This is a genomic window from Streptomyces sp. NPDC014656, assembly GCF_043084305.1.
Classification (GTDB): domain Bacteria; phylum Actinomycetota; class Actinomycetes; order Streptomycetales; family Streptomycetaceae; genus Streptomyces.
In genome coordinates this window covers 540,954-567,226 of sequence record NZ_JBIBZN010000002.1, presented here as the reverse complement: position 1 = coordinate 567,226, position 26,273 = coordinate 540,954, and the positions used below count along the sequence as shown (strand labels likewise).

Annotated in this window: 27 protein-coding genes and 1 pseudogene; 12 read left to right on the top strand and 16 right to left on the bottom strand. The window is 74.9% G+C overall.

What is annotated here, in order from left to right; genetic code table 11:
* Window positions 1-14: 14 nt before the first annotated feature.
* The gene (locus ACF1ED_RS06410) at window positions 15-425 is read right to left on the bottom strand and encodes a rodlin (protein ID WP_391757234.1); all 411 of its coding nucleotides are present in this window, start codon (window positions 423-425) and stop codon (window positions 15-17) included.
* Between the two features lie 219 nt (window positions 426-644).
* Between ACF1ED_RS06410 and ACF1ED_RS06405 the strand changes: the two genes are divergently transcribed.
* Together ACF1ED_RS06405 and ACF1ED_RS06400 are read left to right on the top strand one after the other, a co-directional pair.
* A complete protein-coding gene (locus ACF1ED_RS06405; RefSeq protein ID WP_391757233.1) occupies window positions 645-1,058 on the top strand; it encodes a rodlin in 414 nt (137 codons plus the stop codon).
* Between the two features lie 175 nt (window positions 1,059-1,233).
* Complete coding sequence (locus ACF1ED_RS06400) at window positions 1,234-1,467, top strand: chaplin (RefSeq protein WP_391757232.1); 234 nt, start codon at window positions 1,234-1,236, stop codon at window positions 1,465-1,467.
* A 75-nt stretch (window positions 1,468-1,542) separates the two neighbouring features.
* On the opposite strand, the gene ACF1ED_RS06395 is transcribed toward ACF1ED_RS06400, so the two are convergent.
* On the bottom strand, window positions 1,543-2,832 hold the full coding sequence (locus ACF1ED_RS06395) for an FAD-dependent oxidoreductase (RefSeq protein WP_391757231.1): 1,290 nt from the start codon (window positions 2,830-2,832) through the stop codon (window positions 1,543-1,545).
* 14 nt (window positions 2,833-2,846) lie between these two features.
* Window positions 2,847-4,154: an ATP-grasp domain-containing protein gene (locus ACF1ED_RS06390; RefSeq protein ID WP_391757230.1), complete on the bottom strand. Its 1,308-nt coding sequence runs from the start codon at window positions 4,152-4,154 to the stop codon at window positions 2,847-2,849.
* 198 nt (window positions 4,155-4,352) lie between these two features.
* On the opposite strand from ACF1ED_RS06390, the pseudogene ACF1ED_RS06385 reads away from it, so the two are divergent.
* Window positions 4,353-5,322 (top strand): annotated as a pseudogene (locus ACF1ED_RS06385) (glycoside hydrolase family 26 protein); the annotation flags it as partial.
* 575 nt (window positions 5,323-5,897) lie between these two features.
* On the opposite strand, the gene ACF1ED_RS06380 reads toward ACF1ED_RS06385, so the two are convergent.
* The 9 genes from ACF1ED_RS06380 to ACF1ED_RS06340 all read right to left on the bottom strand — a co-directional run bounded on the left by ACF1ED_RS06380 (window position 5,898) and on the right by ACF1ED_RS06340 (window position 16,647).
* On the bottom strand, window positions 5,898-7,046 hold the full coding sequence (locus ACF1ED_RS06380) for a GNAT family N-acetyltransferase (protein ID WP_391757229.1): 1,149 nt from the start codon (window positions 7,044-7,046) through the stop codon (window positions 5,898-5,900).
* Window positions 7,043-7,720, bottom strand: coding sequence for a lipopolysaccharide biosynthesis protein (locus ACF1ED_RS06375; protein WP_391757228.1), 678 nt, complete (start codon window positions 7,718-7,720; stop codon window positions 7,043-7,045). The genes ACF1ED_RS06380 and ACF1ED_RS06375 overlap by 4 nt, the downstream gene beginning before the upstream one ends.
* Before the next feature lie 44 nt (window positions 7,721-7,764).
* The gene (locus ACF1ED_RS06370; RefSeq protein ID WP_391757227.1) at window positions 7,765-8,910 is read right to left on the bottom strand and encodes a glycosyltransferase; all 1,146 of its coding nucleotides are present in this window, start codon (window positions 8,908-8,910) and stop codon (window positions 7,765-7,767) included.
* Window positions 8,907-9,710: a polysaccharide deacetylase family protein gene (locus ACF1ED_RS06365; RefSeq protein ID WP_391757226.1), complete on the bottom strand. Its 804-nt coding sequence runs from the start codon at window positions 9,708-9,710 to the stop codon at window positions 8,907-8,909. The genes ACF1ED_RS06370 and ACF1ED_RS06365 overlap by 4 nt, the downstream gene beginning before the upstream one ends.
* Window positions 9,607-11,415 carry a murein biosynthesis integral membrane protein MurJ gene (murJ, locus tag ACF1ED_RS06360; RefSeq protein ID WP_391757225.1) on the bottom strand — a complete coding sequence of 603 codons (1,809 nt, stop codon included), beginning with the start codon at window positions 11,413-11,415 and terminating at the stop codon, window positions 9,607-9,609. The genes ACF1ED_RS06365 and murJ overlap by 104 nt, the downstream gene beginning before the upstream one ends.
* Window positions 11,416-11,656: 241 nt before the next feature.
* Window positions 11,657-12,997, bottom strand: a complete 1,341-nt coding sequence (locus ACF1ED_RS06355; RefSeq protein WP_391757224.1) for an O-antigen ligase family protein — start codon at window positions 12,995-12,997, stop codon at window positions 11,657-11,659.
* A gap of 2 nt (window positions 12,998-12,999) precedes the next feature.
* Complete coding sequence (locus ACF1ED_RS06350; RefSeq protein ID WP_391757223.1) at window positions 13,000-14,454, bottom strand: exopolysaccharide biosynthesis polyprenyl glycosylphosphotransferase; 1,455 nt, start codon at window positions 14,452-14,454, stop codon at window positions 13,000-13,002.
* The gene (locus ACF1ED_RS06345; RefSeq protein WP_391757222.1) at window positions 14,451-15,587 is read right to left on the bottom strand and encodes a glycosyltransferase; all 1,137 of its coding nucleotides are present in this window, start codon (window positions 15,585-15,587) and stop codon (window positions 14,451-14,453) included. Before ACF1ED_RS06345 ends, ACF1ED_RS06350 begins: the two co-directional genes overlap by 4 nt.
* A 1-nt stretch (window position 15,588) precedes the next feature.
* Window positions 15,589-16,647 (bottom strand): DUF3344 domain-containing protein, encoded by a 1,059-nt coding sequence (locus tag ACF1ED_RS06340; protein WP_391757221.1) that lies wholly within the window; start codon window positions 16,645-16,647, stop codon window positions 15,589-15,591.
* Window positions 16,648-17,026: 379 nt separating this feature from the next.
* On the opposite strand from ACF1ED_RS06340, the gene ACF1ED_RS06335 reads away from it, so the two are divergent.
* The 6 genes from ACF1ED_RS06335 (at window position 17,027) to ACF1ED_RS06310 (ending at window position 21,295) form a co-directional block, all read left to right on the top strand.
* On the top strand, window positions 17,027-17,266 hold the full coding sequence (locus ACF1ED_RS06335; protein WP_391757220.1) for a chaplin: 240 nt from the start codon (window positions 17,027-17,029) through the stop codon (window positions 17,264-17,266).
* Between the two features lie 273 nt (window positions 17,267-17,539).
* The gene (locus ACF1ED_RS06330; RefSeq protein ID WP_391757219.1) at window positions 17,540-18,394 is read left to right on the top strand and encodes a hypothetical protein; all 855 of its coding nucleotides are present in this window, start codon (window positions 17,540-17,542) and stop codon (window positions 18,392-18,394) included.
* Between the two features lie 243 nt (window positions 18,395-18,637).
* Window positions 18,638-18,910, top strand: coding sequence for a hypothetical protein (locus ACF1ED_RS06325; RefSeq protein ID WP_351844552.1), 273 nt, complete (start codon window positions 18,638-18,640; stop codon window positions 18,908-18,910).
* Window positions 18,911-19,071: 161 nt separating this feature from the next.
* Window positions 19,072-20,061: a hypothetical protein gene (locus ACF1ED_RS06320; RefSeq protein WP_391757218.1), complete on the top strand. Its 990-nt coding sequence runs from the start codon at window positions 19,072-19,074 to the stop codon at window positions 20,059-20,061.
* Between the two features lie 123 nt (window positions 20,062-20,184).
* Entirely contained in the window at window positions 20,185-20,697 is a 513-nt protein-coding gene (locus ACF1ED_RS06315; protein ID WP_391757217.1) for a hypothetical protein, read from the top strand.
* A gap of 319 nt (window positions 20,698-21,016) precedes the next feature.
* On the top strand, window positions 21,017-21,295 hold the full coding sequence (locus ACF1ED_RS06310; RefSeq protein WP_043227065.1) for a chaplin: 279 nt from the start codon (window positions 21,017-21,019) through the stop codon (window positions 21,293-21,295).
* 83 nt (window positions 21,296-21,378) lie between these two features.
* Here the strand turns inward: ACF1ED_RS06310 and ACF1ED_RS06305 are convergent, their stop codons facing one another.
* Both ACF1ED_RS06305 and ACF1ED_RS06300 read right to left on the bottom strand, forming a co-directional pair.
* On the bottom strand, window positions 21,379-22,245 hold the full coding sequence (locus tag ACF1ED_RS06305) for a tyrosinase family protein (RefSeq protein WP_391757216.1): 867 nt from the start codon (window positions 22,243-22,245) through the stop codon (window positions 21,379-21,381).
* Entirely contained in the window at window positions 22,229-22,627 is a 399-nt protein-coding gene (locus ACF1ED_RS06300; protein WP_391757215.1) for a tyrosinase family oxidase copper chaperone, read from the bottom strand. Before ACF1ED_RS06300 ends, ACF1ED_RS06305 begins: the two co-directional genes overlap by 17 nt.
* 149 nt (window positions 22,628-22,776) lie before the next feature.
* On the opposite strand from ACF1ED_RS06300, the gene ACF1ED_RS06295 reads away from it, so the two are divergent.
* From ACF1ED_RS06295 to ACF1ED_RS06285, 3 genes are read left to right on the top strand one after another with little or no spacing between them, the layout of a single operon-like run.
* Window positions 22,777-23,280 carry a DUF5949 family protein gene (locus tag ACF1ED_RS06295; RefSeq protein ID WP_391757214.1) on the top strand — a complete coding sequence of 168 codons (504 nt, stop codon included), beginning with the start codon at window positions 22,777-22,779 and terminating at the stop codon, window positions 23,278-23,280.
* A gap of 17 nt (window positions 23,281-23,297) precedes the next feature.
* Window positions 23,298-23,954: a vitamin K epoxide reductase family protein gene (locus tag ACF1ED_RS06290; RefSeq protein ID WP_391757213.1), complete on the top strand. Its 657-nt coding sequence runs from the start codon at window positions 23,298-23,300 to the stop codon at window positions 23,952-23,954.
* A gap of 1 nt (window position 23,955) precedes the next feature.
* Window positions 23,956-24,981, top strand: a complete 1,026-nt coding sequence (locus ACF1ED_RS06285; protein WP_391757212.1) for a glycoside hydrolase family 26 protein — start codon at window positions 23,956-23,958, stop codon at window positions 24,979-24,981.
* Here the strand turns inward: ACF1ED_RS06285 and ACF1ED_RS06280 are convergent.
* Together ACF1ED_RS06280 and ACF1ED_RS06275 are read right to left on the bottom strand one after the other, a co-directional pair.
* Complete coding sequence (locus ACF1ED_RS06280) at window positions 24,947-25,552, bottom strand: TetR family transcriptional regulator (RefSeq protein WP_391757211.1); 606 nt, start codon at window positions 25,550-25,552, stop codon at window positions 24,947-24,949. The two genes, ACF1ED_RS06285 and ACF1ED_RS06280, sit on opposite strands and share 35 nt — an antisense overlap.
* Before the next feature lie 17 nt (window positions 25,553-25,569).
* Window positions 25,570-26,268: a hemolysin III family protein gene (locus ACF1ED_RS06275; RefSeq protein ID WP_391757210.1), complete on the bottom strand. Its 699-nt coding sequence runs from the start codon at window positions 26,266-26,268 to the stop codon at window positions 25,570-25,572.
* Window positions 26,269-26,273 lie beyond the last annotated feature (5 nt).

The following is a 26,273-nucleotide window of genomic DNA, read 5'->3' as shown; positions in this document are numbered from 1 at the left end:
GGGGAGGCGGAACGTCAGCCGTTGGCCACGCCGTTGCCCGACAGCACCGGGATGTCCTCCAGCAGGTGCGACAGCGGCTCGTCGCCCTTCGCCTGGGTGGAGTTCTCGACGCACTGCTGGTTCTGCGGGGAGGACAGGACGTTGACGTCCTGGACGCTGATCGGGATCAGGCCCACGAGCGAACCGGCGTTGAGCTTCGCCGGCAGGCCGACGCAGGGCTTGTTCAGGGAACCCTGGACGAGCGCGAACTGCGGGCTCATGTTCCCGTAGGTGGCGGAGTTGCCGTACTCCTGGTGGGCGAAGTTGCCGCTCTTGGAGGTGGTGCCGCCGTCGTCGGCGATGGCGAGGGCGGGGGTGGCCGCGGCGGCGGAGGCGCCGACGATCGAGGCGGCGGCGGCCGCGGTGGCCATGACCTTCTTGATCACGGTAGTTCCCTTCTAGAACCGGCTCCGTGCAGGGAGCCCCCTGGTCAACTCGCCGCGGAGCCCCGGGTTCCGCCCTGTCACCCCGATGGCGGAGCGCGCGCGGCAGCGCTCGCGGCGGTCTCCAGTCGATCGGGTGAAGCGCCGGAACCTCCACCTCCACCCGCAGTTGATCCCGTCGCATCAATCACGTCGATTGGTGGGAAGAGAAACGGAATCACCGTGATCAAGAAGATGATGACTGCCGCGGCCGTCACCGCTTCGGCCGTCGGCGTCGCCGCCGCGGCCGCCGCTCCCGCGATGGCCATCGCCAACGACGGCGGCACGACCTCCCTCTCCGGGAACGGCGCCCACCAGTCGTTCGGCAACTCGAAGACCAAGGGCGACATGAGCCCGCAGTTCTCGGCGGTCCAGGGCTCGCTGAACAAGCTCTGCCTGGGCGCCCCGGTCAAGGGCAACGTCGGCTCGGTCGTCGGCGTCCTCGTGCCGGTCGCGGTCCAGGACGTCAACGTCCTGTCCTCCCCGCAGAACCAGCAGTGCGCGGAGAACTCCACCCAGGCCAAGGGCGACGAGCCGCTGTCGCACGTCCTGGAGGACATCCCGGTCCTCTCCGGGAACGGCATCGGCAACAGCTGAACCCCCAGCGCACCGCAGGGCCGGAGGAATTTCCTTCCTCCGGCCCTGTGTCGTGCGCGCAACGGAGTGAATGCCGGGCGCGGGACGGAATTCCCGGTTTCCTCCGAGGGAGGGTGTCGTTGTCCGTGTGTGTGGCGGAAGCCGATCTTCCGCCGCGGAATAGGAGCCAGACGAAATGAACTGCAAGAAGGCCGCCGCCGTCATCGCCGGAGTCATCATGGCCATGGGCGCGGCCACCCCCGCCTTCGCCGACGCCGACGCGTACGGTGCCGCCATCGGTTCGCCGGGTGTCCTCTCGGGCAACGTCGTCCAGATCCCGATCCACGTGCCGATCAACGCCTGCGGCAACAGCATCAACGTGATCGGCGCGCTCAACCCGGCCTTCGGCAACGTCTGCGTCAACGACTGACCCAGGCCGCCGCGCCCGCGGAAACGGCAGCACCCGGCCCCGGGGAGCACACCGCTCCCCGGGGCCGGGTGCCGTCTAGGCCCGCGCCCCGGCCGCCCGTTCGCCGCTGCGCGGCCGCCCCACCGCGCCGCCACCGCCGCCGGCGCGCAGCCGCCGCCGCACCCCCCGCACCAGGCGGCCCGCCGTGTAGTCCGCGCCGAACACGAAGCGCATGGACGGACCGTACGAGGGGGCGGTGAGCAGACCGGCCAGGAAGAGTCCCGGCCAGGACGACTCGAAGAGGGCGCCGGTCTCGGGGGCGCCCGCCGGGCCGACCGTGCGCAGCGCGGACCGCAGCGCCGGGTCCAGGACCCCGGCCCGGTCGAGGGACGGGACGAAGCCGGTGGCGGCGACGACGTGGTCGGTCTCCAGGACCGCGGCCCCGTCCGGGCCCTCGACGTCCAGCCGGAGGCGCTCGTCGCCGGTGACGGCCGCCGCGGTGATCCGGTGCCCGAGCCGGACGTCGGTGACGGCGGCGAACCGCTCGCGCAGCCACCAGGCGCCGGCCGGGCCGAGCGCCGAGTCGAAGAGCCGGGCCCGGGTGGCGGCGGGCAGCCGCCGGAAGGCACCCGGGGTGTCGGCGTACAGCTTGTTGGTCCAGCCGCAGCCGAGCCCGGTGTGCGGGGCGCGCAGGGCGGCCCACGGGCCCCGGCGGAGGGCGGGCGGCAGGGTGTTCCAGCGGAGCCGGTCCGCCCGGGCCACGACCCGTACGGCCCCGGCCCCGGCCTCGGCGAGCAGCGCGGCGGTCTCCAGGGCGGCCTGGCCGGCGCCGACGACGGTGACGTCCCGCCCGGCGAGGACGCCGAGTTCGCCGTGGTGGCTGGAGTGGGTGACGTACCGGCGGGGGAGGTGCCGGAGCGGGCCGGGGACCTCCAGGAAGGGGAGCACCCCGACGGCGAGGGCGACCGTGCGGGCGCGCAGCGTCTCGCCGTCCTCGGCGGTCACGGCGAAGCCCTCCGGGGCGGACGCCACCGAGAGGACCGTCCGCTCGTCGACGGCGGGGACGGCCTGCCGGGCGAACCAGTCGCCGTAGGCGGCGAAGAAGGAGACCGGCAGCGGCACGCCGTGCTCGGCGCGCACCCCCTGGGCGGCGGCGTAGGCGTCGAGCCCGTACGCCCCCGCCGGGTCGGAGAGGTGCGAGGCCCACGGCTCGGACTTCAGGAACATGCCGGAGGGCATGGCGTGCCAGGACTCCATGGGCCGGCCGAAGGTGACCGGGCCGAGGCCGCGGGCCGCCGCGTGCGCGGCCACCGACAGACCGTAGGGACCGGCCCCGACGACCACCAGGTCGCACACCGGATTCGCCTTCGCCATCGCGTTCGCCATCCTGTCTTCCGTCTTCATCGCTGGGTGAGCTGGGTCGAGGAGGCACGGGCCGACGGGCCCGGCAGGGCGGCCGGGTGCCGGGGGCGGCGGGCCGCGAGCCGTCGGCGGAGCGCCGCCAGGGCCCGGCGCAGCAGGTGGGCGAGCCAGGCGCGGCCCATGGCGAGCGCGGGCGCCGGATCGTCGGCGGCGAACCAGGCGCGCTCGGCGGGCTGCCGGCCGGCGCCCTGCTCGGGGGCGTACCGGCGGCCCGGGGAGGAGAGCAGCGAGAGCGCCGCGTAGTTCTCGACGACGAACCGGCGGCCGTACGCGGGGGAGTGCGGCGGCACCGGCCGGCCGGTGAGGTCCAGGTGCAGGGCGCGCACCACGTCGAGCCCCTGGTGGTCGGCGAAGAGCCGGAACTGGGCGCCGGGGCGCGGGTTGAAGTCGAGCAGGTGATAGGCGCCGGTGGCGCGGTCGAGCCGGAAGTCGAGGTCGCACACGCCCCGGTGGCCGAGGGCGTCGAGCAGCGCGCGGGCGATCCGGTCCACCTCCGGGTTGGGCGTCCAGCGGCCGACGGCGGTGAGCCCGGCCGCGTCCGGCCAGGACCGCTCCTTGCGGCCGGTGGCCCCGGCGGCGCAGCGGCCCGCGGAGTCCGCGTACCCGTGGAAGAACCAGTCGAGGCCCCGGCCCGGCGGCAGCCGCTCCTGGAGCAGCAGCCGGCTGCCGGCCTGCGGGGTGCGGCCGTACAGCTCCCGCACCTCGGCGAGGGAGCGGAGGACCGTCGTGCTGCGCAGCCCGGCCCCGGTCGGCAGCAGCCAGGGACGGCTCCACTTGGCGACGACCGGCAGCCCGAGCGCCCACGCCATGGCGGCGGCCTCGTCGGTGCTGGTGGGGATCTCGGTACGGGGGTGGGGCAGGCCCAGCTCGGCGCAGGTCACGGCGAGCGCGGCCTTGTCGGCGACCCTCAGCAGCTGCTCCTCGGTCCGCTCGGGAAGCAGGACCCTGCCCGCCAGCTCGGTGCGCCGGCGGGCCAGCGCGAGGGCGCTGATGTCGTCCAGCGGCACGGCGAGCACGGGATCTGACGGCGCGTCGGTGATCTCCCCGGCGAGCCGGAGCAGCAGCGCGGCCAGCTCGGTGGAGGCCGCGGAGGCGGGCCGGGTGCGGACCGAGCGGACGTACCGCGAGCGGGCGACGGGGCTGTCGCCCGCCTCGACGACCGCGTGGACGGGGATTCCGGCGCGGCCCAGGGAGCGGGCCGCGCCCAGGGTTCCGTGGTGGAAGGGGTTCCGGTCGAGCCGCACGAGGACTGCGGGTACGCGGGTGTCGAAAGGCGGCACGGGCATGGCCCCTTCATCTCGGGTGCCCCAACTGGGCGATGAAATCCTCTAATGGACTAGGGAGCGGAGGGAAGCCGAGTTCACGGTCGGCTCATTAGGAATACTTTCGGAGTATCGGATTGACTGAGCGTCAAATGGCGTTCGCGCGAAGGAGCGGCCGTGGAATCTGTTGGAGGAACACCGAGAAGAAGAAGACGGACATGGCTGGGGGTGATCACCGCCGGCCTCCTCGTCTCGGGTTCGGTCGTGCTGTCGGCACCCGCCCACGCCGCCGCGAACCCGACGAGCGAGGACCCCGGTCCGGCTCTCCCCGCCACCACGGCGATGGGGGCCTTCCTCGATTCCGGTTCGCTCGGGGTGAGCCGGATCGGCCAGCTGGAGCGCTGGCTCGGCGGCCGTGAGCTCCGCGTCGGCCACACGTACCTGCCCGGCGACCTCTGGTCCAACATCGAGGGCCCGCCCGGCTTCCTCGACGCGTGGGCCGACTGGCGCAACGCCAAGCGCGACCGGATGTTCGTCCTCAACGTCCCCATGCTGGAGCGCAACGAGGCCGGGGTCCCCGACCAGGAGGTCCGCCGCCAGCTCCAGCTCGGCGCGGCGGGCTACTACGACCACCACTTCCGCACGCTGGCCCGCCGCCTCGTCGAGGCCGGGGCCCTGGACGCGGTCCTCGTCCTCGGCTGGGAGATGAACGGCACCACGTACACCCACCGGTGCGGGCCCGACCCGGACGCGTGGAAGAAGTACTGGAACCGGATCGTCACGACCATGCGGTCCGTGCCCGGCGGGAAGTTCCGCTTCGACTTCAACCCGAGCCGGGGCCGGGACGCGGTGCCGTGGACCGAGTGCTACCCGGGCGACGACGTCGTCGACATCATCGGCATGGACTCCTACGACCAGCCGCCCGGCGCCGACTTCGACCGGCACGTGAACGAGCCGTACGGGCTGCAGAAGCAGGTCGATTTCGCCGCCGAGCACGGAAAGCAGATCTCCTATCCCGAATGGGGGCTCTTCCGGAACGGCGACAATCCGACGTACATGCGGCGCATGCTGGAATGGATCCGGCAGCACAAACCGCTGTACCACACCATCACGGACTACTGCCCGCACGGCGTCTGGCAGTGCGACGACAATCCGCAGTCGTCCCGCGTGTTCCGCGAAATGCTTTATGGGGCGGAGCCGTCGGTGCCGGTGGATCCGGTCGACCCTGTGGATCCGGTTGATCCTGTGGATCCGGTTGATCCGGTTGACCCCGTGGATCCGACTGTCCCCGAGCCGAAGCCTGAGCCGAAGCCGGAACCCAAGCCGGAACCCAAGCCGGAACCCAAGCCGGAACCGAAGCCTGAGCCGAAGCCCGAGCCGAAGCCGGAACCGAAGCCTGAGCCGAAGCCCGAGCCGAAGCCGGAACCCAAGCCGGAACCCAAGCCGGAACCCAAGCCGGAACCCAAGCCTGAGCCGAAGCCGGAACCCAAGCCTGAGCCGAAGCCTGAGCCGAAGCCGGAACCCAAGCCGGAACCCAAGCCGGAACCCAAGCCGGAACCGAAGCCCGAGCCGAAGCCGGAACCGAAGCCCGAGCCCAAGCCCGAGCCCGACTGTTGGAAGGTCGAGCTCGGGGCTTGGGTGGAGAGTTGGATCGGCGGGCCGGTGTGCGTGCCGAAGGAGACGGGGTGGAAGGACGAGCCGAAGCCCGGCCTCGGCCTCGGCCTGGACTGGAAGGGGGCGCTGAACGGCGTCTGGCCGTTCTGACGGTCAGCCGCCCGGCACGGACGCGGGCGCGCGGCCGGGGAGGCGGGCGAGGAGCCGGCCGGCCCAGGCCCGCTCCCGCGCCTGCCGGGCCGCCCAGCGCCGGGCGTCGGCCGCTCCGGCGCGCAGCCAGAGCAGCGGGGCCGTACCGCGGCCGGTGAGCAGCAGCCGCCGGTTGCGGACCGGCTCCGGCCGCCAGTGCTGCTTGTACGGCTCGCTGCCCCGCAGCATGCTCAGCGTGGCCCGGCCGCCCGCGCTGGTCTCGCGGGCCCCGTGCCGCAGCAGCATCGCGGCGACGTCGACCTTGCGCTCCCGCAGCACCGGGTCGGCGCCGTAGAGGTATCCGCCGGCGAGGCGGGGGGACATCAGGGTGAGGTCGGCGGCGACCACGTCCCCGCCGAGCCGGAACTCGGTGACCATCGCGTCGCCGCGCTCCACCATGGGCCGCACCGCCCGGGCGAGGTGCTGGGCGAACCGCTCGCTGGTGTGCTCGGCGGTGACCCCGCGGTCCCGCCACTGGAGCCGGTGGAGGGTCAGCAGCCGGTCGAGGGCGGCCGGCACGTCGGGGGCGGTCACCACGTGCGCGTCGATGCCGAGCGCGTCGAGCTTGCGCAGCTTGGCCCGGACCCGCTGGGCCTTCCCGGAGGGGATCCGTTCGAGCAGGCCCTCCATGGGGACGGCGGGCAGTTCCAGGCAGAGCGAGTCGGGGAGCCGGCGGCGCGGGCCGCGCCAGTGCGCGAAGACCCGTTCGGCGGCGGCGCCGGGCCGCACCTCCCGCAGGTCGACGACCGTGCCCCGGGCCGCACGGGCGACGGCGCCGGCGAGCGCGGCGGCCGCCTCGGGGCGCTCGTCGTCGAGGAGGACGTCGGTGAAGTCGGTGATGGCGCCGCCGAGCTGGGTCAGCACCGGCAGCGGGCCGCGCGCCCGCATCAGGGGCGCCGCCGCGACGAGCGCGCCGTCCCCGTCCCGTACGAGCACCACCCGCAGGGCGCCGGGGCGGCCGTACGAGAGCCACCAGGAGTGCAGCCAGGAGTGGGACTGGAACGGCGTGGCCGAGGAGCAGCGCCCGTACAGCGCGGTCCACTCGGCCGCGAGCCGCCCGAAGTCCTCCGTGTCGCGGCAGAGCTCGGTCCGCAGCGTTCTTCCCGGCGTCACACCGTCTCCGGTTCCGGCTGGTGGGCGGCGGGCGCGGGCACGGCGGCGGCGCCGGTGGCCGTCCCGGGGCGGGAGTGGCGGCCCTCGCCGCGTCCGGCGGCCCGCTTCGGCCGTACGAGCAGCGCGAGCCCGCCGAGCAGCCCGCCCGCGCAGGCGCCGACCAGGGCGGAGAGCGGCGCGGACGGCGACACCGGGGCGGACGGCTTGGTCGCGCGGGAGAACTGGACGACCTTCACGCCCGTGCTGCCCGCCACGTGCGTGGAGTTGAGGACCAGCGAGCGGGCCACCCCGTCGGCGATCGACACCGCCTGCGCGGGCTTCGAGGCGCGGGCGGTGATGGAGATCATCGGCGCGTCCGGAGAGGTCTCCGCCTGCACGCTCCTGCGGAGGGTGGCGGCGTTGACGCCCGCCCACACCTGGGCGTCGCCGGTCACCGCGATGTCGGTGGCGACCCGTCCGTACGCCTGGGCGAAGCCGAGCGCCGCCGCCGGGTCGGACTTCTCGCCGGGCACGACGATGACGTGGCTGGTGGCGGCGTACTCGGGGGTCTTCAGGGCCCCGTAGCCGCCGCCGAGGGCGGCCCCGGCGACCACGGCGGCGGGCAGCACCGCCCAGCGGCCGGGGAGGCGCAGTCGGGCGGGCAGGCGGACGGCGCGGGGTGGGGTGGTGGTCATGACGGGCTCTCTCGCTGGGACGGGCAGGGGTTTCGGTGGGGTGTTCACGGGGCGGGGCGGGCGTGCAGGGCCTGGTCGTAGAGGGCCATCAGCCGGTCGGCGCTGCGCGCGATGTCGTAGCGGCGGGCGGCGGCCGGCGCGGGCAGGCGCACGGGCCGGGGGCCGTGCGCGTCCCGCAGCGCGCGCAGGGCGCCGATCAGCTCGGGCAGGGACTCGCCGATCCGCCGGGCGCCCGGCGCCGCGTCCGCCGGCAGGTCCTCGACGGCCGGGCACGCCACGTACAGCACGGGCAGTCCGGCGGCGAGCGCCTCGACGACCGCGAGCCCGAAGGCCTCGTCGGGCGAGGTGGAGACGAAGACGTCCATGGCGGCGAGGAGTTCGGGGAGCGTCGGTCCGGCGGGGCCGTCCGCCGGGGGGTCCTCGCAGGAGCCGAAGAACAGCACGCGGCCGTCGGCGCCGCACGCGCGGGCCACCGCGCGCAGTTCCTCGCGCCGCTCGCCGTCGCCGACGAGGAGGAGCCGGGCCTCCGGCACCGCGGCCACGGCCCGGATCAGCCGGTCGAAGCGCTTCCCGGGCGCGAGCCGCCCGACGCCGCCGACCACGAAGGCGTCCTCGGGGATGCCGAGGACCCCCCGGGTGAGGCGGCGGGCGCGGGGGGCGAAGGCGAAGCGGCCGGTCTCGATGCCGTTCGGCACGACCTCGATCCGGTCCGGCGCCACCCCCCACTCGGCGAGCCGGCGGGCCACGCTCGCCGACACCGCGACCGTGGAGGTGCCGAGCCGCTCCGACGCCAGGTAGAGCGCGCGGGTGCCGACCGACAGCGGCCGGCCCTCGATCTGCGAGGTGCCCAGCGAGTGCTCGGTGGCGATGACCCGGCGGACCCCGCCGAGCCGGGCGGCGAGCCGGCCGTAGACGCAGGCCCGGTAGAGGTGGGTGTGGACGAGGTCGTAGCCGCCCTCGCGGATCAGCCGGGCGAGCCGGGGCAGCGCGCCGAGGTCCCGGTTCCCGGTCATGCCGAGGTGGGTGACCGGGGTGCCGTCGGCCTCGATGCCGACCGCGACCGGGCCCGGGTTGGTGAGGGTCACCACCCGCCCCTGGACCGGGAGGTGGCGCAGCAGCAGCCGCAACTGCTGCTCGGCGCCGCCGATGCCGAGGCCCGTGATGACGTGCAGCACCTTCGGCCCGCTCATCCCAGCACCGCCGCCGCCGGGGCCGCCCGGGCGGGGATCAGCTCGGCGGGGTGCCGGCGGCGCAGCGGGTGCAGGGCCCGCTTCGCGGTGAGCCGCCACGAGGTGTCGTCCTCGCCGATGTGGACCCGGGGCAGGGCGTACGAGCAGGTCAGCGGGCCGGGATCGATGCCGCAGGCGTAGCCGTACCCGGCCTTGCGCACGGCGCGGACCACCCTCGGGTCGACCGCCCCGTACGGGTAGCAGAAGCCGTCCACCGGGCCGCCGGTGATCTCCTCCAGGAGGGCCCGGGAGCGCCGGGTCTCGTCGGCGAGGGTGGCGTCGTCGGCCTCCGTCAGCCGGCGGTGGGTCAGGCCGTGCGAGCCGATCTCCATCCCGGCGCCGGCGATCCGCTCGATGCCCTCCTCGGTGAGCAGTCCCTTGCGCGGGCCCTCGGCGTCCCAGTCGTTGACGCCGCCGAGCCGGCCCGGCAGGACGTACACGGTGGCGGTGAAGCCGTGCCGGCGCAGCAGCGGCAGCGCCGAGTCGAGGAAGTCGGCGTAGCCGTCGTCGAAGGTGAGGCCGACGAGCCCCTTCGCGCGTCCCTCGGCGGTCGCGGCGAGCAGCTCCCGCACCGACACCCCCCGCAGCCCCCGGTCGCCGAGCCAGTGGAGCTGGCGGGCGAAGCGGACGGGGGAGACGGTCACCCGGTACGGATCGTCAGCGGTGTCCGTGATCGAGTGGTACATCGCCACCCACAGGGGCGGCTTCGCCCACAGGGGCGGCTTCGGCAGCAGACGGCGCAGCGCGGTGGGGGCGGGCATGGGCGGTCCTTCGGCGTCGGAGTGAGCGGTGGGGGAGGGGAGGGATCTCCGGCGCCATGGCGGCGCAGGTGATGAAGGTCAGGAAGACGCCGGCGACGACGAGGCCCGCGACGGCGAGGGAGAGCAGCGGGGGGCGGATCGCCACCGAGCAGAGCCAGCCCGCGCCGGTCGCCGCCGCGGCCGCGGCGGCGAGCCGCAGCAGGCCCTCGCCGAGCCGGCCGGGCCGCACCGGGACGGTCTGCCGGTGGGCGCCGCGCAGCAGCAGTACGGCGGTCAGGGTGATGCCGAGCGCGTTGGCGGCGGCGAGGCCGACGGCGCCCCAGGCCGCCGCGCCCGGCACTCCGGCGGCGGCGGTGGTGACGAGCCCGGCGGCCATCGCGGCGGCCGGGTACCAGAGGGGGCGCGCGGCGGAGAAGTAGCAGCGGACGAGGGCGCCGACCATGGTCTGGCCGAGCAGCCCGAGCGCGTAGACCCGCATGACGGCGGCCGTGGCGATGGTGTCGGTGCGGTCGAACTCGCCCCGCTGGAAAAGTAGTTCGACAATCTTCGGGGCGGCGGCGATCACCACAGAGGCCCCCACCAGGACCACCACGGCCGCCAGCAGCAGATCCCGCTCGACCCGCCGCCGCGCCTCCTCCGGATCACCCGCGGCCAGCGCCCGCGCGACCACCGGGAAGCTCACCGTGCACAGCATCAGCGAGAGGATCATCGGCATCTGCGCGATCTTCTGCGCGTAGTTCAGGTGCGAGATCGCCCCGGACGGCAGCGGCGCGGCGAGGAACCGCTCGATCAGCGTCTGCGACTGCCGGGTCAGCGAGAAGGCGACCACCGGCGCGATCAGCCCGAGCACGATCAGCCGACCGTCCCCGCCCGGCACCCGCGCCGGCGCCTCCGGCCCCCGCGCCGACCGCGCCCGCAGCTCCCGCAGCAGCGACGGCGCCTGCACCAGCACCATGAACACCCCGCCCACCGCCACGCCGGCGGCGGCCGACCGCACCCCCCACGGCTCGCGCAGGAGCACCATCGTGCCGATGATGCCGACGTTGTACGCCACGTAGATCGCGGCCGGCGGCAGGAAGACGTGGTGCGCCCGCAGGGCCGCCGAGCAGTAGCCGACCAGCGCGAAGGTGAGCACACAGGTCGCGGTGAGCCGGGTGCACTCCACCGCGAGCCCCGGATCGGAGAACCCCGGCGCGAGCAGCGAGACGACCGCCGGGGCGGCCACGATCAGGACCGCCGCGACGACCCCGACCGTCAGGGTGAGCCGGGGCAGCGTCCCCCGGACCAGATCCCGTACGGGATCCCCGGAGAGCGACCCCGGACGGCGGGCGAGCGCCCGCGAGAAGGCCGGCACCAGGATCAGCGCCATCGCGTCCTCGATGAGCAGCGTCGACGCGAACTCCGGCACCGTCCACGCCACCAGGAAGGCGTCCGTCTCCGCACCCGCGCCGAAGTACCCGGCCAGGATCTGGTCCCGTACGAGCCCCAGCACCGCCCCGACGGCCGTGAGTGCCGCCGTCACCGCCGCCGCCCTGGCGAGGAACCCGCGCCCCTGCCCGCCCGCCGCCCGCCCCTTGACCCGGGCGTGCGCCCGCCGCCCGGCCCGCGGGGGCGCGGGGGCGGCCGCGAGCGGCCCGGGCGGCGGCGCCGTGACCGTGGCGACCGGGGCGGGCGCCCACACGTCGGACGCCGGGGCGTGACCCACCGGACGGCGGACGGCCACCCGCCGGGCCCCGGCGAGACCCGTAGGGGAGGCCCCGGCGGTCCCGCCCCCCGGCAGCACGGCGGCCCCCGGGGCGCACGGGGAGTCCGTGGCGTCCGGAGGCATGGGGGACCAGGGGTCGGTCAGGGGCTCGCCGCGCGGTGGACACGGCGGGGCGGCGGGACCGCCGGGCCCCGGCGGAGCGGCGTACGCGTCCGTGGGATCCGGCGGACCGGCCCACGGGTCACGCACCGCGCACCTCCGCCGGCGCCCCGGTGCCGGGCGAGAGCGCCCACCAGGCCGCCAGGCCGAAGACCACCGACATCAGCACCGTCGACGGGCCGCCGATGTCCGCGTAGAAGAAGTCGATCAGCTGCCAGGCGAGCAGCCCGCTCGCCACCAGCGCGCACTCCGCCCCCGCCCGCCGTCGCCGCAGCGCTCCCACCAGCAGCGCCAGCCAGCTCCCCGCCAGCGCCAGCAGCCCGATCAGCCCCTGCTCGCTGAGGACCAGCAGGTACATGTTGTGCGGCGACAGCAGCGGCTGCCGCTGGAAGCCCGCCCCCGCGCCGGCCGTGTCGCTGCCCGAGGAGAGCGCCACCGAGGCGTTCGAGTCCCGGTAGCGGGGGAAGCCCTTCGGCCCGACCCCGGTCAGCGGCTCGGAGCGCCACATCCGCCCGGCCGCCGCCCACATCGTGTACCGGTCCGTCACCGACTGGTCCGGCGCCGCCGTCACCCGCGTGATGCTCGTGACGCGCTCCTTCACCATCTCCGAGCCGAGCCCGAAGCCGCCGACCAGCACCACCGCCAGCGCCCCCACCGCGAGCGCCACCCGCGCCGCCCGGCGCACCCCGCCGAGCAGCAGCTGGATCCCGCAGGCCAGCACGGTCGCGATCCACGCGCCCCGGCTGAACGACAGCAGCAGCGGCACCACGAGCAGCCCGGCGCAGACCAGCGCGGCGGTCCGCGCCCGCCCGGCCGGAGAACCGAGCGCGATCCCGGTGACGATCACCAGCCCGTACGCGACCACCGTCGCCATGCCCATCACGTCGGTCGCCCCGAAGGTGCCCACCGCCCGGACGTCCTCGCCCTGGTACGACGCGCCCGTCCCCGTCAGGTACTGCCCGACGCCCACCGCGCCCTGGAGCAGCGCCAGCCCCACCAGCCCCCAGGCCACCACCGCGAAGTCCCGCCGGTCGCGGACCGTCAGCAGCACGGCCGCCGGCACCAGCACGAACACCTGCACGTAGCGGGCGACACCCGGCAGGCTCGACGCCGGGTCGTTCGAGGTGACCGCCGCCAGGCAGACCCCGAACACCGGCAGCCCGAGGACCACCGCGGCGGTCCGGGTCAGCGGCCGCGCCCCGCCCCGCAGGACCCGGACGAGACAGATCAGCACCAGCAGGCCGGAGGCCGCGTCGGCGACCGTGCCGGTGCCGCCCGTCCCGCCCTGCGCCCCGTCCGGACCCGGCACCAGCAGCAGCGCGATCACCGCGAGGACCGGGGACAGCGCCCCGGCCCGGCGGGCCCACTCCCGGGCGTCCGGCGTCCCCGCGAGGGCCGGCGCCGCCGTCACGGCCGTGGCCATCCTCAGCTCCCCGTCGGTCGGACGAGACCGGCCGCCGTGCGGACCAGGATGCAGACGTCCTGCCAAAGCGACCAGTGGTCGATGTAGTGGTTGTCGAAGCGGCAGCGGTCCTCGATCGAGGTGTCGCCGCGCAGCCCGTGCACCTGCGCCAGACCGGTCAGCCCGACCGGCATCCGGTGGCGGGCCGCGTACCCCGCGTGGATCTTGCTGAACTGGGCCACGAAATAGGGGCGTTCGGGACGCGGCCCGACCAGGCTCATGTCACCGCGGAGCACGTTCCACAACTGCGGCAGCTCGTCCAGCGAGGACTTCCGCAGGAAGCCGCCGGCCGCGCTCATCCGCCGGTCCCCGGCCACGTTCCACCGGGTCGCCGACTCCGTCTCGTCGGACGGCCGGAGCGTACGGAACTTCAGCAGCGTGAAGTGGCGCCCGTGCTGGCCCACCCGCTCCTGCCGGAACAGCACCCCGGGCCCGTCCGAGAGCCGCACCGCCAGCGCGCACACCGCCAGCACCGGCAGCGCCAGCGCCAGCGCCGGACCCGCCAGCGCGATGTCCAGGGCCCGCTTGGCCAGCGCCCCGCGCCGCTCGGTCGCCGGGACCAGCCGGCGGCGGGCGTACCCCCACACGTGCTCGCCCATCGGCCCCTCGCGCCGCTCCCCGCCGACCCGCCAGGTGGTGCAGCCGTAGTGCTGGAAGAGGGTCACCAGCTCCGGCTCCTCGGAGAGGAACACCGCCTCGCGGACCGTGTTCTGGATGACCGCCCGGCGGATCTCCTCCGCCGTCGTCAGCAGCGGCAGCCCCGGCTCCAGCGGCCGCTGCTCGCCGACCGTCCCGTCCGGCAGCCCCACCACGCCGACCGGCCGCATCCCGTACTCGGGGTGCTGCAGGGCCGCCGCCGCGAACCGGCGGGCCGCCGCCGGCGGGCCCACCACCAGCGCCGACCGCGGCCGCTCCCGGGCGATCCGCCGCCCGCGCGCGAGCAGCACCGCCCGCACCACGGCCGCGACCCCGACGTGCGCGGCGTACGCCCCGCACAGCCGCAGCGGACCGATCGCCAGCTCCGGCGACCAGGCCGCGGCACCGGCCGCCGCCACGCACCACACCACCCCGGCCCGGGAGGCCAGCGCGGGCAGCTCGTCCAGCAGCCGTGCGTGCGCCGGCGGCCGGTGCAGCCCGCCCCGCCCGTCCAGGACGAGCAGCAGCGCGGCGACCGGCAGCAGCAGCCGCGGGTCCTGGTGGGCGGGACCGAGCAGCGCGCCGCCCGCGAGCACGGCCAGGCAGTCGACCGCCCGCAGCACGCCCGCCCCCGGGCCCGGCCGCGAGGCCGCCCGGTGGCGCGGCAGCGCGAGCCGGCCGGACAGCCGCCGCCGGGGGAGGAGCGAGGCCGGCCCGAAGGCCGGACCCGCGACCGGCCACGGGCCGGGTGAGGAAGGGACGCTGGTGCTTTCCGTGGTCACTGCGCAATCGGCTCTCTGTGCTCGGTGCCCCGCACTCCGGCCAGCTCGCGGTAGATCTCCGCGACGGCCGCGCCGGTGCGCCGCACATCGAAACTGCTGAGGACGTGCTCGTGGGCCTCCCGGCCCAGGCGGTGCCGTAGCTCCGGCCGGCCGAGGAGGCGGCCGAGAGCGGCGGCGAGGGCGGCCGGGTCCTCGGAGGGGACCAGGCACGGGGCTTCGTGGCCGGGTGGCAGGCTCTCGCGGGCCCCGTCGACGTCGGTGACGACGACCGGCCGGCCCGCCGCCATCGCCTCCAGCGGCGCCAGCGCCATGCCCTCCCAGCGGGACGGCAGCACGACGACGTCCGCCGCCCGGTACCAGGGGACGGTGTCGCCGACGGCGCCGGTGAACCGCACCGAGGGACCGGCGGCGGCCCGCAGCCGCTCGCCGTCCGGCCCGTCGCCGACCAGGACGAGGCGCGCGTCCGGCACCTCGGCGAGGACCGCCGGCCAGGCGGCGAGCAGCACGTCCTGGCCCTTCTGCCGACAGAGCCGGCCCACGCACACCACGGTCGGCGCCGGATTCCCGGCGGGCCCGTCGGTCGCGAAACGCGCCACGTCCACGCCGTTGTGCACCACCGACCAGGCCGCCTCGACCCCGGCCTCCTCGCCGGTACGCCGCTCCGCCCCGCTCACGCACAGGATCCGGTCGGTCCAGCGGGCGCCGAACCGCTCCCAGCGGCGGGCGAGTCCGGCGGTGGTGCCGGTCACGGCCTCGAAGGACCAGGCGTGCGGCTGGTAGACGGTCGGGATCCGTCCGCGCACCGCGAGCCGGGCGCACAGGCCCGCCTTCGCCGAGTGCGCGTGGACGAGCCCGGGCCGCACGGCGCGCACCACCCGGGCCAGGTCACGGGTCTCGCGCGGCAGCGCGCGGCCGGGGTCGCGGCCGGCCCGCCAGTCGCGGACCTCGGCGCCCTCGGCGCGCAGCTCCGCGGCGAGCGCGGTGCCGGGCGGGCAGGCGACGACGGGCCGCAGCCCGGCCGCCCGCTGGGCGCGCACCAGGTCGACGACGACCCGGGCGACCCCGCCGTCGCCGGGCTGGACGGCGTGCAGGACGGTGACGGACCCGGAGTCCGCCTCGATCGGGGCCCGCACGTCAGCGCCGTACGTCCGCCTGCAGGAAGAGCGCGCCGAGCCAGACGGTGTCCTCGCGGCTGCCGAGCCGGACGTGGACACGGTCGGCTCCGTTGCGCAGCGCCCCCCGCAGATCGAAGACGTCGGAGTCGTACCCCAGGGTGTTCCCGGCGGCGGGGAAGCGCGCGGCCCCGGCCTTGCCGAATTCGGTGATGCTGGAGTTCAGGACGTCGTTCACGGAATTGGCGGAATCGCGGATCGAAGTGGTCTTCTGACGGCTCGTCCGCACCTGGAGGTAATCCCCGGAAGTTCCCCGGTCGCCGTCATAGGCGATCACTCCGAGCCGCCCCTCGGTGCCCTTCGGATAACGGTGCCCGTCGAGTGCGACGCGCAGCTCGCCGGAGCGCGGACCGGTCGCCTCGAAGCCGTCCCAGACGCTCAGCCGGCGCAGCGGCTCGTCGTCCTTCTCGTACGCGGCGACCAGCGTCCAGCCGCCCCAGCCGCCCACCGCGCTGCGGCCCATGGCGACGTTCACCTGGGCGACCGTCCACTGTCCGGGCGCGGCCCACCGGACCAGCTCGGTGACGTCGGCGGAGGCCTGGAAGGCGTCGGCGCCGTCCCCCGTGCGGTGGCCGGTCAGGGTGTCGGCGAGGACCGCCTTGTACCGTCCGCCGGGCTCCGCGACCAGCACCCGCCCGTTGTCCTCCGGCGGCTTCTGCTCGCCCACCCGCAGGTTCCCGCCCCAGTACAGGCGGGCCCAGGCGATCCGGGCCCCGTCCGGCACGCGCAGTTCGGCACGGCTGGAGTTGTACGTGCGGGGGTCGTCGTCCACGTCGACGTAGGCGGTCGTGGCCCCGTCGTTGGCCGTCTCGGTGCCCAGGGCGCCCTTCGCCGAGGTGTTGGCGGCGCGCACGATCCCGCCGTGCAGTTCGGCCTGGTAGCGCGCGGCGAAGGGGACGCGGGCCGCCTCCCCGGCCGCCGGCGGCGCGGCGGCGGAGGCGAGCGGCGCGGCGGACAGAACCGCGCACGCCAGGGCGCACCACACGCTGCGACGCACAGCAAGAACCGCTGAATTCCGCATACAGGTTCTCCGCTTTGATGAGAGAAGGAAGGGAAGACCCGTGAAGACCGGGGGAGGGGGAGGTGTCGTCCGCACGAAATGGGTGAACGCGCGGCGGGCCCGGAAGCAACGTTCGGGAACGTTATAACCCCGGCGCGGGGCGATAGTAAGCATTAGATGCCCGGAAACGCTAACTCCCGTATCCGCGCGGCAGGTTCCTCGTTGAGCGTGTTGCGCCTTTCTCCGGCCCATCGCTCGAATGGCCCTCGTGTGGCCCAAAGATCGGTTGAACGTCACCCGTTCGGGAGAGCAACCGATGAAAAGCCGGGGCGTTGTTGAGGGAGCCGGGCCGAACAGTCCGCGCAGTCCGAGTTGGAAATCGATCGAGGAGAACTTCTCCATGTCCCGTATCGCGAAGGCCGTTGTCCTGACCGTGGGTGCCGCCGCCGCGGTCGCCGGTGCCGCCGGTGCCGCCGCCGCCGACTCCATCGCCGAGGGCGCCGCCGTGAAGTCCCCCGGTGTCGGCTCCGGCAACGTCGTGCAGGTCCCGGTCCACGTTCCGGTCAACGTCTGCGGCAACACCGTGAGCGTCATCGGCGCGCTGAACCCGGCCTTCGGCAACGCCTGCGTCAACGCCTGACCTCGCACGTCGGATCGGTCCTTCCGGAGCCGGTGCGCCCACCCCAGGGGTGGGCGCACCGGCTTTTTCCTTGCGGTCACTGGGTCGGTACTCGTTCGGACGCACCCCCGTGCGCCGTCCGGTGCAACGGCGTACGCCCCTCCGGGGGGCAGGTCGGAGGGCGGATTCACCCGAACGGAGACGTGGCGCTCCGTAGCGCAGCAGTTGCGGAGCGCTATACCCGCAGGCACGGTGGGAGGGCAGTTGTCCGACGCATAAGGAAAAGGAACACATATGCGTCCCCTGGCTTCACGCCGTCTCACCGCCCTGGCGATATCCGCCGCCATCACCCTCGGCACGGCGGGACCCGCCGTCGCCGGCGAACACCGCCCGTCCCCCGCGGCCGACCGGGCCGCTCACGCCCCGCTTCCCGACGCGGCCGCCCTGCTGGCCCAGACCGAGGCCCTCGCGGACGTCGGCGGGGTGACCACCCCCGTGACCGAACTCGTCACGGCGGCCCTCAAGGCCGACGGCGGCCAGGTCCCGGCCGCCGACGCCGAGTCCCTGAAGGCCAGGATCCAGGCCGCCGTCGACCGGGCCAAGGAGACCGCTCCCGCCCCGGTGCCGGAGACCCCGGCCCTCCCGGAGGCGCCGGTCGCCCCGCCCGCCGCCGAGGCCCCCGTGACCCCGCCCGCCGTGGAGGCCCCCGTCGCGCCGCCCGCCGCGGAGACCCCGGCCGGGCTTCCCGTGAAGCCGCCGGTCACCCTGCCCGTCGCGGCCGGGGCCGCGGCCGTCGAGGCCAGGAAGGCCGCGCCCGCGGATCTCGTGGACGACGCCCTCGCCTCCGTGGAGAAGGCCGTCGCCGGACTGCTGGCCGCCGTCACCTCCGGGGACGCCGCCGGCGTCGCCCCGCAGGTCACGGCCACGCTGACCTCGCTGGTCAACCTCGCCGTCGCCACCGTGCTCGGCAGCGGCCTGCCCGCGCCGGACCTGGCGGGCCTGCCCGCGCTCCCGGCGCTGCCGGTCGAGGCCCCGCCGCTGCCCGTCGACCCGCCGGTCGAGGCGCCGGAGCTGCCCGTCGACCCGCCGGTGAAGCCGCCGGTGTCCGCGCCCGAGCTGCCGGTGAAGCCGCCGCTGCCGGTCCGCTGACCCGCGCGCACCGCCCCCGACCCGTACCGGTCCGGCCTTCCGCCGGGCCGGTGCGGGCGCGTGTGCGCCCGGTCATCCGGAAATAGCACCGGTCCCCTTCGATCGGGTGCAGTGTCGAGAAATCCTTCCTCCTGGAGTTTCCGGGGAGCGAACCTCTCGTTACAGAAGACGGAACGACGTACGGGAATTTCCCAAGAAGCCTGTGCGGAACGTGAGTTGAAAGAACAGAGGAAGGACCCTCCCATGAAGCCCACCAAGGTCGCCGCGGTCGTCGCCGGTTCCCTCATGGCCCTGGGCGCCGCCGCCCCCGCCATGGCCCAGCAGGCGCTGACGCCGACCAGCCTGAACGGCGGCCTGGAGGCGATCGCCGCCAACGGGCTGAAGTCGGACGTGCTGAGCAGCACCACCGAGGGCTCCCCGGTCAAGTCCGTCACCGACACCGCGACCCAGCTGAACCAGACCGGCAAGGGACTCCCGCTGGTCGGCGGCCTCCCGGTCAACCCGCTTGGCGGCTGATCGAATGATTTTCTGACCGGTCGCCGTGTGGCCTCGACTCCACACGGTGTGCCGCTCCCTACTCTCGGGACCGTCCCACGCGAACGTCCGCGGGGGACACGGCCGGACGGAGCGAGGGGGGATCCTCGCCGGTCTCTCCCTTTCTCCCGAGGAAGAGCGGTATGCGGTCCATCATCAGCAGGAAAGTACTCACCGCGGCGGCAGCGACCGGCCTGCTGTCGCTGACCGGCGGCTTCGCGCTGGCCGCGAACGCGCACCCCGGTACGGGTGACACGCCCGGGCCCGGCAACGGCCAGGCCCACGCCCCCCTCTCGCCGGAAGTCTGCGGTGCCGGCATGGACCTGGGCGGCTACGTGGCATCGGCCGTCGGAGACCTCTGCGCCCACACGACGGAGGAACCCGACGGCGGCTACGGCGAGGAGCCCACGCATCCGCCGACGCATCCGCCCACGCACCCGCCCACGCACCCGCCCACGCATCCGCCGACGGAGCCTCCCACGACTCCGCCGACCACCACCCCGCCCACGACCACTCCTCCGACCCAGCCCCCGAGCGAGTGCGAGGCGCCCGCGCCGGGCGAGGAGCCGGAGCCGGGCTGCGAGGAGCCCACCACTCCGCCGCCGACCACCACCCCGCCCACGACCACTCCTCCGACCCAGCCTCCGGGCGAGTGCGAGGAGCCGGAGCCGGGTGAGGAGCCCGAGCCGGGGTGCGAGCCCACCACCCCGCCGAGCACCACGCCGCCCACCTCTCCGCCGTGGACCCCGCCCACGAACCCGGACGAGCCTCCGGGCGAGTGCGAGGAGCCGGAGCCGGGTGAGGAGCCCGAGCCGGGGTGCGAGCCCACCACCCCGCCGAGCACCACGCCGCCGACCACCCCGCCCACCTCTCCGCCGTGGACCCCGCCCACGAACCCGGACGAGCCTCCGGGCGAGTGCGAGGAGCCGGCACCCGGTGAGGAGCCCGAGCCGGGCTGCGGGCCCACCACCCCGCCCAGCACCCCGCCGCACGGGCCCGACAAGCCCGAACTCCCCGACACGGGCAGCGACCCCGCCCTGTGGGGAGCGGCCGCCGTCAGTGCCGCCCTCATCATCGGCGGCACCGTGGTCCAGCTCCGGGGCGGCCGCCTCGTCCGGAGCCGTCGCCACTGACGTACGCGTGACGCTGACGTGACGTCAACCGAGGCCCCCGCCCTGACCGGTGGGGGCCTCGGCCGTTGCTGCACATGGGGGACCCCCGCGCGACGTTTCGGCCAAGAGGCTCGTTCACACGGCATGACTCTGCGCTCTCACGCCGGCATGGGGCTCCTCATGACCGCGCTCGCCTCCGCCGCCATGGCCGCCCCGGCCGCCGCCGTCGAGGCCCCGGTGATCGTCCCCCTCCAGGGCCTGGAGCCGGTCCTGCCGATGGACGCCCCCACCGTCGCGACCGGCGTACCGGTGCCGATGCCCGGCGCCCCCACCGGGTTCCAGAAGGGGCTCGGCGCGCTGCCCGACGTGACCCTGCCGAGCGTCCCGCTCACCGGCACCCTGCCCGAGACCGTCGTGGACGCCCCGCTCCCCGAGGTGATCGAGGGCAGCGAGCCCGGCCGGGCGCTCTTCGCCAGCCCGCACTCCGAGATGGCGGCCGCCACCCCCGGCGCCGTCCTCGGCAACCCCGTCGAGGCCCCCCGAGGCAACGGCCTCGCCGGCGTGCCCGACCTGCGCGTCCCGGAGCTCGGCCTCGTCTCCCCGACGCTCAGCGGCGCCCTCGACTCCCAGCTCGGCCTCGCTCCCGGGCGCGGCTGACCCCACCCCCCGTTTTTCGGAATTCTGTACGGATCCGCTCCGCGCGAGTGAAGACACGATTCTTCCCCGCTACCGCACGGACTTTCCGTCGTTGCACCGGAAGGCTTGTCGCATGGCCGCGGCCCGCGGTCCGGCGCCGCCCGTCGTATCCGACGGCGGGCGGCCACCGGACCGCGGGCCACCTTTTCCCGTCGCCGCGGGATTTTCCGATTTCCCACTCCCGTTCGGCCCAAAGGCCGTGACCCGGTCCCCGGTGCGGCGTTGAACGGAAGTGACGGCCGTGATCCCTGCGGTCGCTCGACCCATTCAAGGAGTTCTGATGTCTCGCATCGCCAAGGCTGCCGCCGTTCTGGCCGGCACCGGTGCCGTCGCCCTCACCGGAGCCGGCCTGGCCGTCGCCGACTCGGGCGCCGAGGCCGTCGCCGCCCACTCGCCCGGCGTCGCCTCCGGCAACGTCGTCCAGGTCCCGGTCCACGTCCCGGTCAACCTCTGCGGCAACACGGTCAACGTCATCGGCCTGCTGAACCCGGCCTTCGGCAACAGCTGCGCCAACATCGACGCCCCGCACGACAACGGCGACGGCGGCTACGGCGGCTGAACCGCCCCCACCGCTGTTCCCCGGACGTCCCCCCGGCCCCACCAGGGCCGGGGGGACGTCCGCGTCCGGGGCCGCCCGCCCCGTCAGGCGTACCGGTAGATCCCGCCGTGGTCGAACATCTCCGCAGGCGTCACGCCCCACGGCGCCATCGGCTGGTGCCGCGCCACCACCTTCCGGTACTGCGCGTCGCCCAGCGGCGGCGGCTCCGCCGGCAGGTAAGCCGCCGCCGGATTGCGCTGCTGCCACCGCGACCAGACCAGGTCCACGAAGGAGTGGTGCAGCCAGAACACCGGGTCGTTCACCGAGCCGCCGCCCAGCATCAGACCGCCCACCCAGCGGTGCACCCGGTTGTGGATCCGGAACCGCTCGTTGCCCGAGCCCGGCGCCCACCCCTCCAGCCGGTTGCGGAAACCCGAGGGACTGGTCGAGTTCCAGGGGGCCGTGTCGTACGTCCGCTCCCGCATCACCTCGTCCAGCTGGGCCGCCGTCGGCAGCGCCACCGGATCGCGCGGCCGGCCGAAGTCCCTGGTCAGATAGGAGATCTCGGTCATCGCGTGCTTCACCGTCCACTTCCCCCTGGCGTACGCGAAGGGGCCGGTGGTCACCTGGAGGTCCGAGCGGCGGCCGTTGCCGCCCATGAAGTCCTCCGACCAGATCAAGGACGCCGGGGTGGAGTCCCGCGTCCAGTCCCAGTACGGCACGGTCACCGTCGCGTCGATCCGGCGCAGCGCCCGCTCGAACTCCAGCAGGAACTTCCGGTGCCAGGGCAGGAAGCTCGGCGCCATGTGGGCGGTCCGCAGCCGGCCCGCGCCGTCGGCGGTGTAGTGGTCGATGTGCATGCGGACGAACTCGTCGTAGCCGCCGCGGCGCTTCAGTTCGAGCACCGCGGCCACGAACCGCCGGCGCTCGGCCGTCGTCAGGTCGCGCTGGTTCTTACGCGTGTACACCACGCGGGTTCCCTCCCGTCGGGTCGGAGTGGAGGCCGTGCCCCGCCGCGTACCGGGACAGCGGGGCTGACCCCGCCGCGTCCACGGCGGCGCGGGTGGCCGCGAGCGGGGTCGGACAGGACTCGTAGTGGTCGAGCGGGGTCACCCAGCCGCCGTCGGCGCACCGCATCAGGTGCAGCGGCCGGCCGTCCACCAGGGCCACCGGCTCGCCCCCCGGCCCGGTGACACCGCGGATGCGGCGGCCCGCGTACATCTCGTCGAAGGCGTACGGGTCCGCCTCCGCTCCCGGGGAGCGGGCGGCGATCCGGCCGAGGGCCCCGCCGGTGGCGGCGGTGACGGCCAGCGCGAACAGGGACCGGAGGGCGACACGGCGCGGGAAAGGCATCGGCGATCTCCTGGTGTCGACAAGGGGCCTCAGGGCACAACGATGAAAACCCGCGTTCGTTGCGGCCGGGAGTTCGAGTGGGCGAATGTCGGCCGGATGAGTGAATTCGGTACGGGGAAAGGGTGGTTGCCCCACTAGCATCCCCTTTCATGACCACTCCCCACGTCCTTTCCGAGACGCGCAGCGTCTCTCCGCTGGGCACGCTCACGGTGATTCCGTGGTCCAGCGAGGCCACCGCCGATTCCGCCGGCACGCCGTTCCTGATGGCGTATTCGCTCGGCGACGGCCGCGACGGGCCGGACGCCGGTCAGCAGGCCATGCGGGCGGCCCTGGAGTCCATGGGCCTCTCCGTCGGCGACCGCCTCTTCGACCTGGAGAAGGACGCGGGGATCAGCGCCACCCTGCTCGTCGAGGCCGGCACCGCCGTCCTCACCCTGCCCTTCCTCAAGGTGCAGTGCCCGGTGCCCGCCGAGTGGCAGGCCGCCGCCCGCGAGAGCGGCAAGGTCTACTTCCTCTGCTCGGTGCGCCCCTGGGCCGAGGGCGTGCCCGGGCGGCCCGTGGACGAGGACCGGCTGCGCGCCTTCGTCTCCGACGAGGAGATGCTCGCGGAGTGCGCCCACGTCCTGCTGCCCGTCCGGCGCGTGCAGGGCTGAGCGGAAGGGGCGGCGCGATGACGACGCTCGGGGTACGCGAGGGCGTGCCGGGTCAGCGGCGGGAGGACCGGGCGCGGGCGGTGCGGTCGGAGGACGGGACGGTCGGCGCGGGCCGGGCGCTCGGCTGGCTCCTGGTGGTCACCGGGGCGGCCGGGGTCCTGGCCGCGTGGGTGATCACGATCGACAAGTTCAAGCTCCTGGAGGACCCGGGCTTCCAGCCGGGGTGCAGCCTGAACCCGGTCGTGTCCTGCGGGAACATCATGAAGAGCGAGCAGGCGGCGGTCTTCGGCTTCCCCAACCCCATGCTCGGCCTCGTCACGTACGGCATCGTCGTCGCCGTCGGCGCCGGGCTCCTGGCGGGGGCGCGGTACCGGGGCTGGTTCTGGCTCGGGCTGAACGGCGGGACGCTGTTCGGCGTCGGCTTCTGCACCTGGCTGATGCAGCAGTCGCTGTACGAGATCAACGCGCTGTGCCTGTGGTGCTGCCTCGCCTGGACGGCGACCATCACCATGTTCTGGTACGTCACCGCGCACAACGTGCGGACCGGGGTGCTGCCCGCCCCGGCGGCGGTGCGGGGCTTCTTCGGCGACTTCGCCTTCGCCCCGCCCGTCCTGCACGTCGGGATCATCGGGATGCTGATCCTGACCCGCTGGTGGGAGTTCTGGACCAGCTGACGTGAACCGTCTCCCCTCGTGGCCGCGGGCCGCACTCCTGGTGCTGCTCGCGGCCGTTCTCGCGCTCCTGCTCGTGCCCGGGCTGCCCGGCCGGCTCGCGCCCGGCGAGCGGCACGCCGGGACCCGGGACGCCCCCGAGCCCTCGCCGCTGCCCGGGGTGCCGTCCGGCTTCTTCACCGGCTCCGACGCGGAGGGGGTGCGGCGGATCGCCGGGGTCGAGGCGTGGCTGGGCGGCGGCGGGCTGACGGTCGGGCACACCTATCTGCCGGGCGACCGCTGGTCCAACATCGAGGGGCATCCGGAGCTCTTCGCGCCGTGGGCGCGGTGGAAGGCCGGGCGGCCCGGCCGGCTCTTCGTGCTGAACGTGCCGATGATGGACCGCAACGAGGCCGGGCTGACCGACGCCCAGGTGAGGGACGGCCTGCGGCGGGGCGCCGCCGGCGACTTCGACCGGCACTTCACGGCGCTGGGCGAGGGGCTGGTGGAGCACGGCCTCGGGGACGCGGTCCTGGTGCTCGGCTGGGAGATGAACGGCACCACGTACGGGCACCGCTGCGGGCCGGACCCGACGGCCTGGAAGGCGTACTGGCGCAAGGCGGTCGCCGCGCTGCGCGGGGTGGAGGGGCAGCGCTTCCGCTTCGACTTCACGCCGAGCCGGGGGCGGGACGCGGTGCCGTGGCCGGAGTGCTACCCCGGCGACGACGTCGTCGACATCATCGGGATGGACGCCTACGACCAGCCCGAGGGGGTCTCCTTCGAGGAGCAGGTGAGCGAGGAGTACGGGCTCGCGCACCACGTGGCCTTCGCGGCGGCGCACGGCAAGCCCGTCTCGTACCCGGAGTGGGGGCTCTTCCGGAACGGGGACAACCCCGCCTACGTGCGGGGGATGCTCGACTGGTTCGCCGCCCACCGGCCCGTCTACCAGACGGTGACCGACTACTGCCCGCACGGGGTGTGGGGGTGCGCGGACAATCCGCGCTCGGCCGAGGTGGTCAGGGGCGCGCTGGGAGCGCCGGCCCGGCCTTGAGGGTGTCGAGCGCGCGGTGCAGCAGCGCCGGCAGGTCCTCGGTGAGGCCGCGCTCGGCCCAGTAGAGGGTGGCCTCGCGCAGGGCGCCGAGGACGGCGGCGGCGAAGACCCGGACCTCCAGGTCGTCGGGGGCGCGGCCGGTGCGGTCGGCCAGCGCGCGGGCGAGCCGGCGGCCGGTCTCCGCGGTGGTCTCGGTGAGCCGGGCGCGGACGGCGGGGGTGCCGGCCATCAGCCGGGCGCGCAGCCGGATCTCCTCGGGGTCGGCCTCCAGGGCCGCGCCGATGGCCTCGACGACGACCGCGCGGAGGGATTCGAGGGGTTCCTCGCCGGCCGGGCGGGCGCGCAGCCGGGCTTCGAGGCGCTCGTCGTCCTCGTCGGTGAGGACGATGTCCTCGCGGACCGGGAAGTAGCGGACGACGGTGGAGGGGGAGACCTCGGCCTCGGCGGCGATGCGCTCGATGGTGGCCGCCTCCCAGCCGTGGGCGGCGGCGATCCGTCGTCCGGCCCGGCGGATCTCCTCGCGGGTCCGCTGCTTCTTCCGTTCCCTCAGGCCGTTCGTCGTGCTGGACATGGGGTCATTCTGCCTGCTCAGGACTGGTACGCGACCAGGGAGATGCCGACGTAGTGGACGATGAAGGCGGCCAGGGTGAGGGAGTGGAAGACCTCGTGGAAGCCGAACCAGCGGGGGGACGGGTTCGGGCGCTTGATGCCGTAGATGATGCCGCCGGCGCTGTAGAGCAGCCCGCCGACGACGACCAGGACGAGGACGGCGATGCCGCCGGCCCGCATGAAGTCCGGCAGGAAGAAGACGGCGGCCCAGCCCATGGCGATGTAGCAGGGCGTGTAGAGCCAGCGGGGGGCGCCGACCCAGAAGACGCGGAAGGCGATGCCGGCCAGCGCGGCGGCCCAGACCGCCCACATGAGCGGCTTCGCGGTGGAGTCGGGGAGCAGCAGCAGGGTGAGCGGGGTGTAGGTGCCCGCGATGATCAGGAAGATGTTGGCGTGGTCGAGGCGGCGCAGGACGGCCTCGCCGCGCGGGCCCCAGTTCCCCCGGTGGTACAGCGCGCTGATGCCGAAGAGCAGGCAGGCGGTGAGGACGTAGATCCCGCAGGCCACGCGGGCGCGGGGGGAGTCGGCGAGCGCGACGAGGACCAGGCCCGCGACGATCACGGCGGGGAACATGCCGGCGTGCAGCCAGCCCCTGAGCCGTGGCTTGATCGGGAGCGACGGGTCCTGGACGGGCAGGTCGGGCTCGACCGGGGTCACTTCCGGCGTGGCTGAAGTCATGACAC

What these genes read in the sequence shown, in the direction of transcription:
- ACF1ED_RS06340 (WP_391757221.1), bottom strand. Translation starts at nt 16,647, where the DNA reads ATGCGGAATTCAGCGGTTCTTGCTGTGCGTCGCAGCGTGTGGTGCGCC.
- ACF1ED_RS06295 (WP_391757214.1), top strand. Translation starts at nt 22,777, where the DNA reads ATGACCACTCCCCACGTCCTTTCCGAGACGCGCAGCGTCTCTCCGCTG.
- ACF1ED_RS06300 (WP_391757215.1), bottom strand. Translation starts at nt 22,627, where the DNA reads ATGCCTTTCCCGCGCCGTGTCGCCCTCCGGTCCCTGTTCGCGCTGGCC.
- ACF1ED_RS06400 (WP_391757232.1), top strand. Translation starts at nt 1,234, where the DNA reads ATGAACTGCAAGAAGGCCGCCGCCGTCATCGCCGGAGTCATCATGGCC.
- ACF1ED_RS06330 (WP_391757219.1), top strand. Translation starts at nt 17,540, where the DNA reads ATGCGTCCCCTGGCTTCACGCCGTCTCACCGCCCTGGCGATATCCGCC.
- ACF1ED_RS06375 (WP_391757228.1), bottom strand. Translation starts at nt 7,720, where the DNA reads ATGACCACCACCCCACCCCGCGCCGTCCGCCTGCCCGCCCGACTGCGC.
- ACF1ED_RS06275 (WP_391757210.1), bottom strand. Translation starts at nt 26,268, where the DNA reads ATGACTTCAGCCACGCCGGAAGTGACCCCGGTCGAGCCCGACCTGCCC.
- ACF1ED_RS06370 (WP_391757227.1), bottom strand. Translation starts at nt 8,910, where the DNA reads ATGAGCGGGCCGAAGGTGCTGCACGTCATCACGGGCCTCGGCATCGGC.
- ACF1ED_RS06310 (WP_043227065.1), top strand. Translation starts at nt 21,017, where the DNA reads ATGTCTCGCATCGCCAAGGCTGCCGCCGTTCTGGCCGGCACCGGTGCC.
- ACF1ED_RS06395 (WP_391757231.1), bottom strand. Translation starts at nt 2,832, where the DNA reads ATGGCGAACGCGATGGCGAAGGCGAATCCGGTGTGCGACCTGGTGGTC.
- ACF1ED_RS06280 (WP_391757211.1), bottom strand. Translation starts at nt 25,552, where the DNA reads ATGTCCAGCACGACGAACGGCCTGAGGGAACGGAAGAAGCAGCGGACC.
- ACF1ED_RS06335 (WP_391757220.1), top strand. Translation starts at nt 17,027, where the DNA reads ATGTCCCGTATCGCGAAGGCCGTTGTCCTGACCGTGGGTGCCGCCGCC.
- ACF1ED_RS06325 (WP_351844552.1), top strand. Translation starts at nt 18,638, where the DNA reads ATGAAGCCCACCAAGGTCGCCGCGGTCGTCGCCGGTTCCCTCATGGCC.
- ACF1ED_RS06355 (WP_391757224.1), bottom strand. Translation starts at nt 12,997, where the DNA reads ATGGCCACGGCCGTGACGGCGGCGCCGGCCCTCGCGGGGACGCCGGAC.
- ACF1ED_RS06390 (WP_391757230.1), bottom strand. Translation starts at nt 4,154, where the DNA reads ATGCCCGTGCCGCCTTTCGACACCCGCGTACCCGCAGTCCTCGTGCGG.
- ACF1ED_RS06315 (WP_391757217.1), top strand. Translation starts at nt 20,185, where the DNA reads ATGACTCTGCGCTCTCACGCCGGCATGGGGCTCCTCATGACCGCGCTC.
- ACF1ED_RS06320 (WP_391757218.1), top strand. Translation starts at nt 19,072, where the DNA reads ATGCGGTCCATCATCAGCAGGAAAGTACTCACCGCGGCGGCAGCGACC.
- ACF1ED_RS06365 (WP_391757226.1), bottom strand. Translation starts at nt 9,710, where the DNA reads ATGCCCGCCCCCACCGCGCTGCGCCGTCTGCTGCCGAAGCCGCCCCTG.
- ACF1ED_RS06290 (WP_391757213.1), top strand. Translation starts at nt 23,298, where the DNA reads ATGACGACGCTCGGGGTACGCGAGGGCGTGCCGGGTCAGCGGCGGGAG.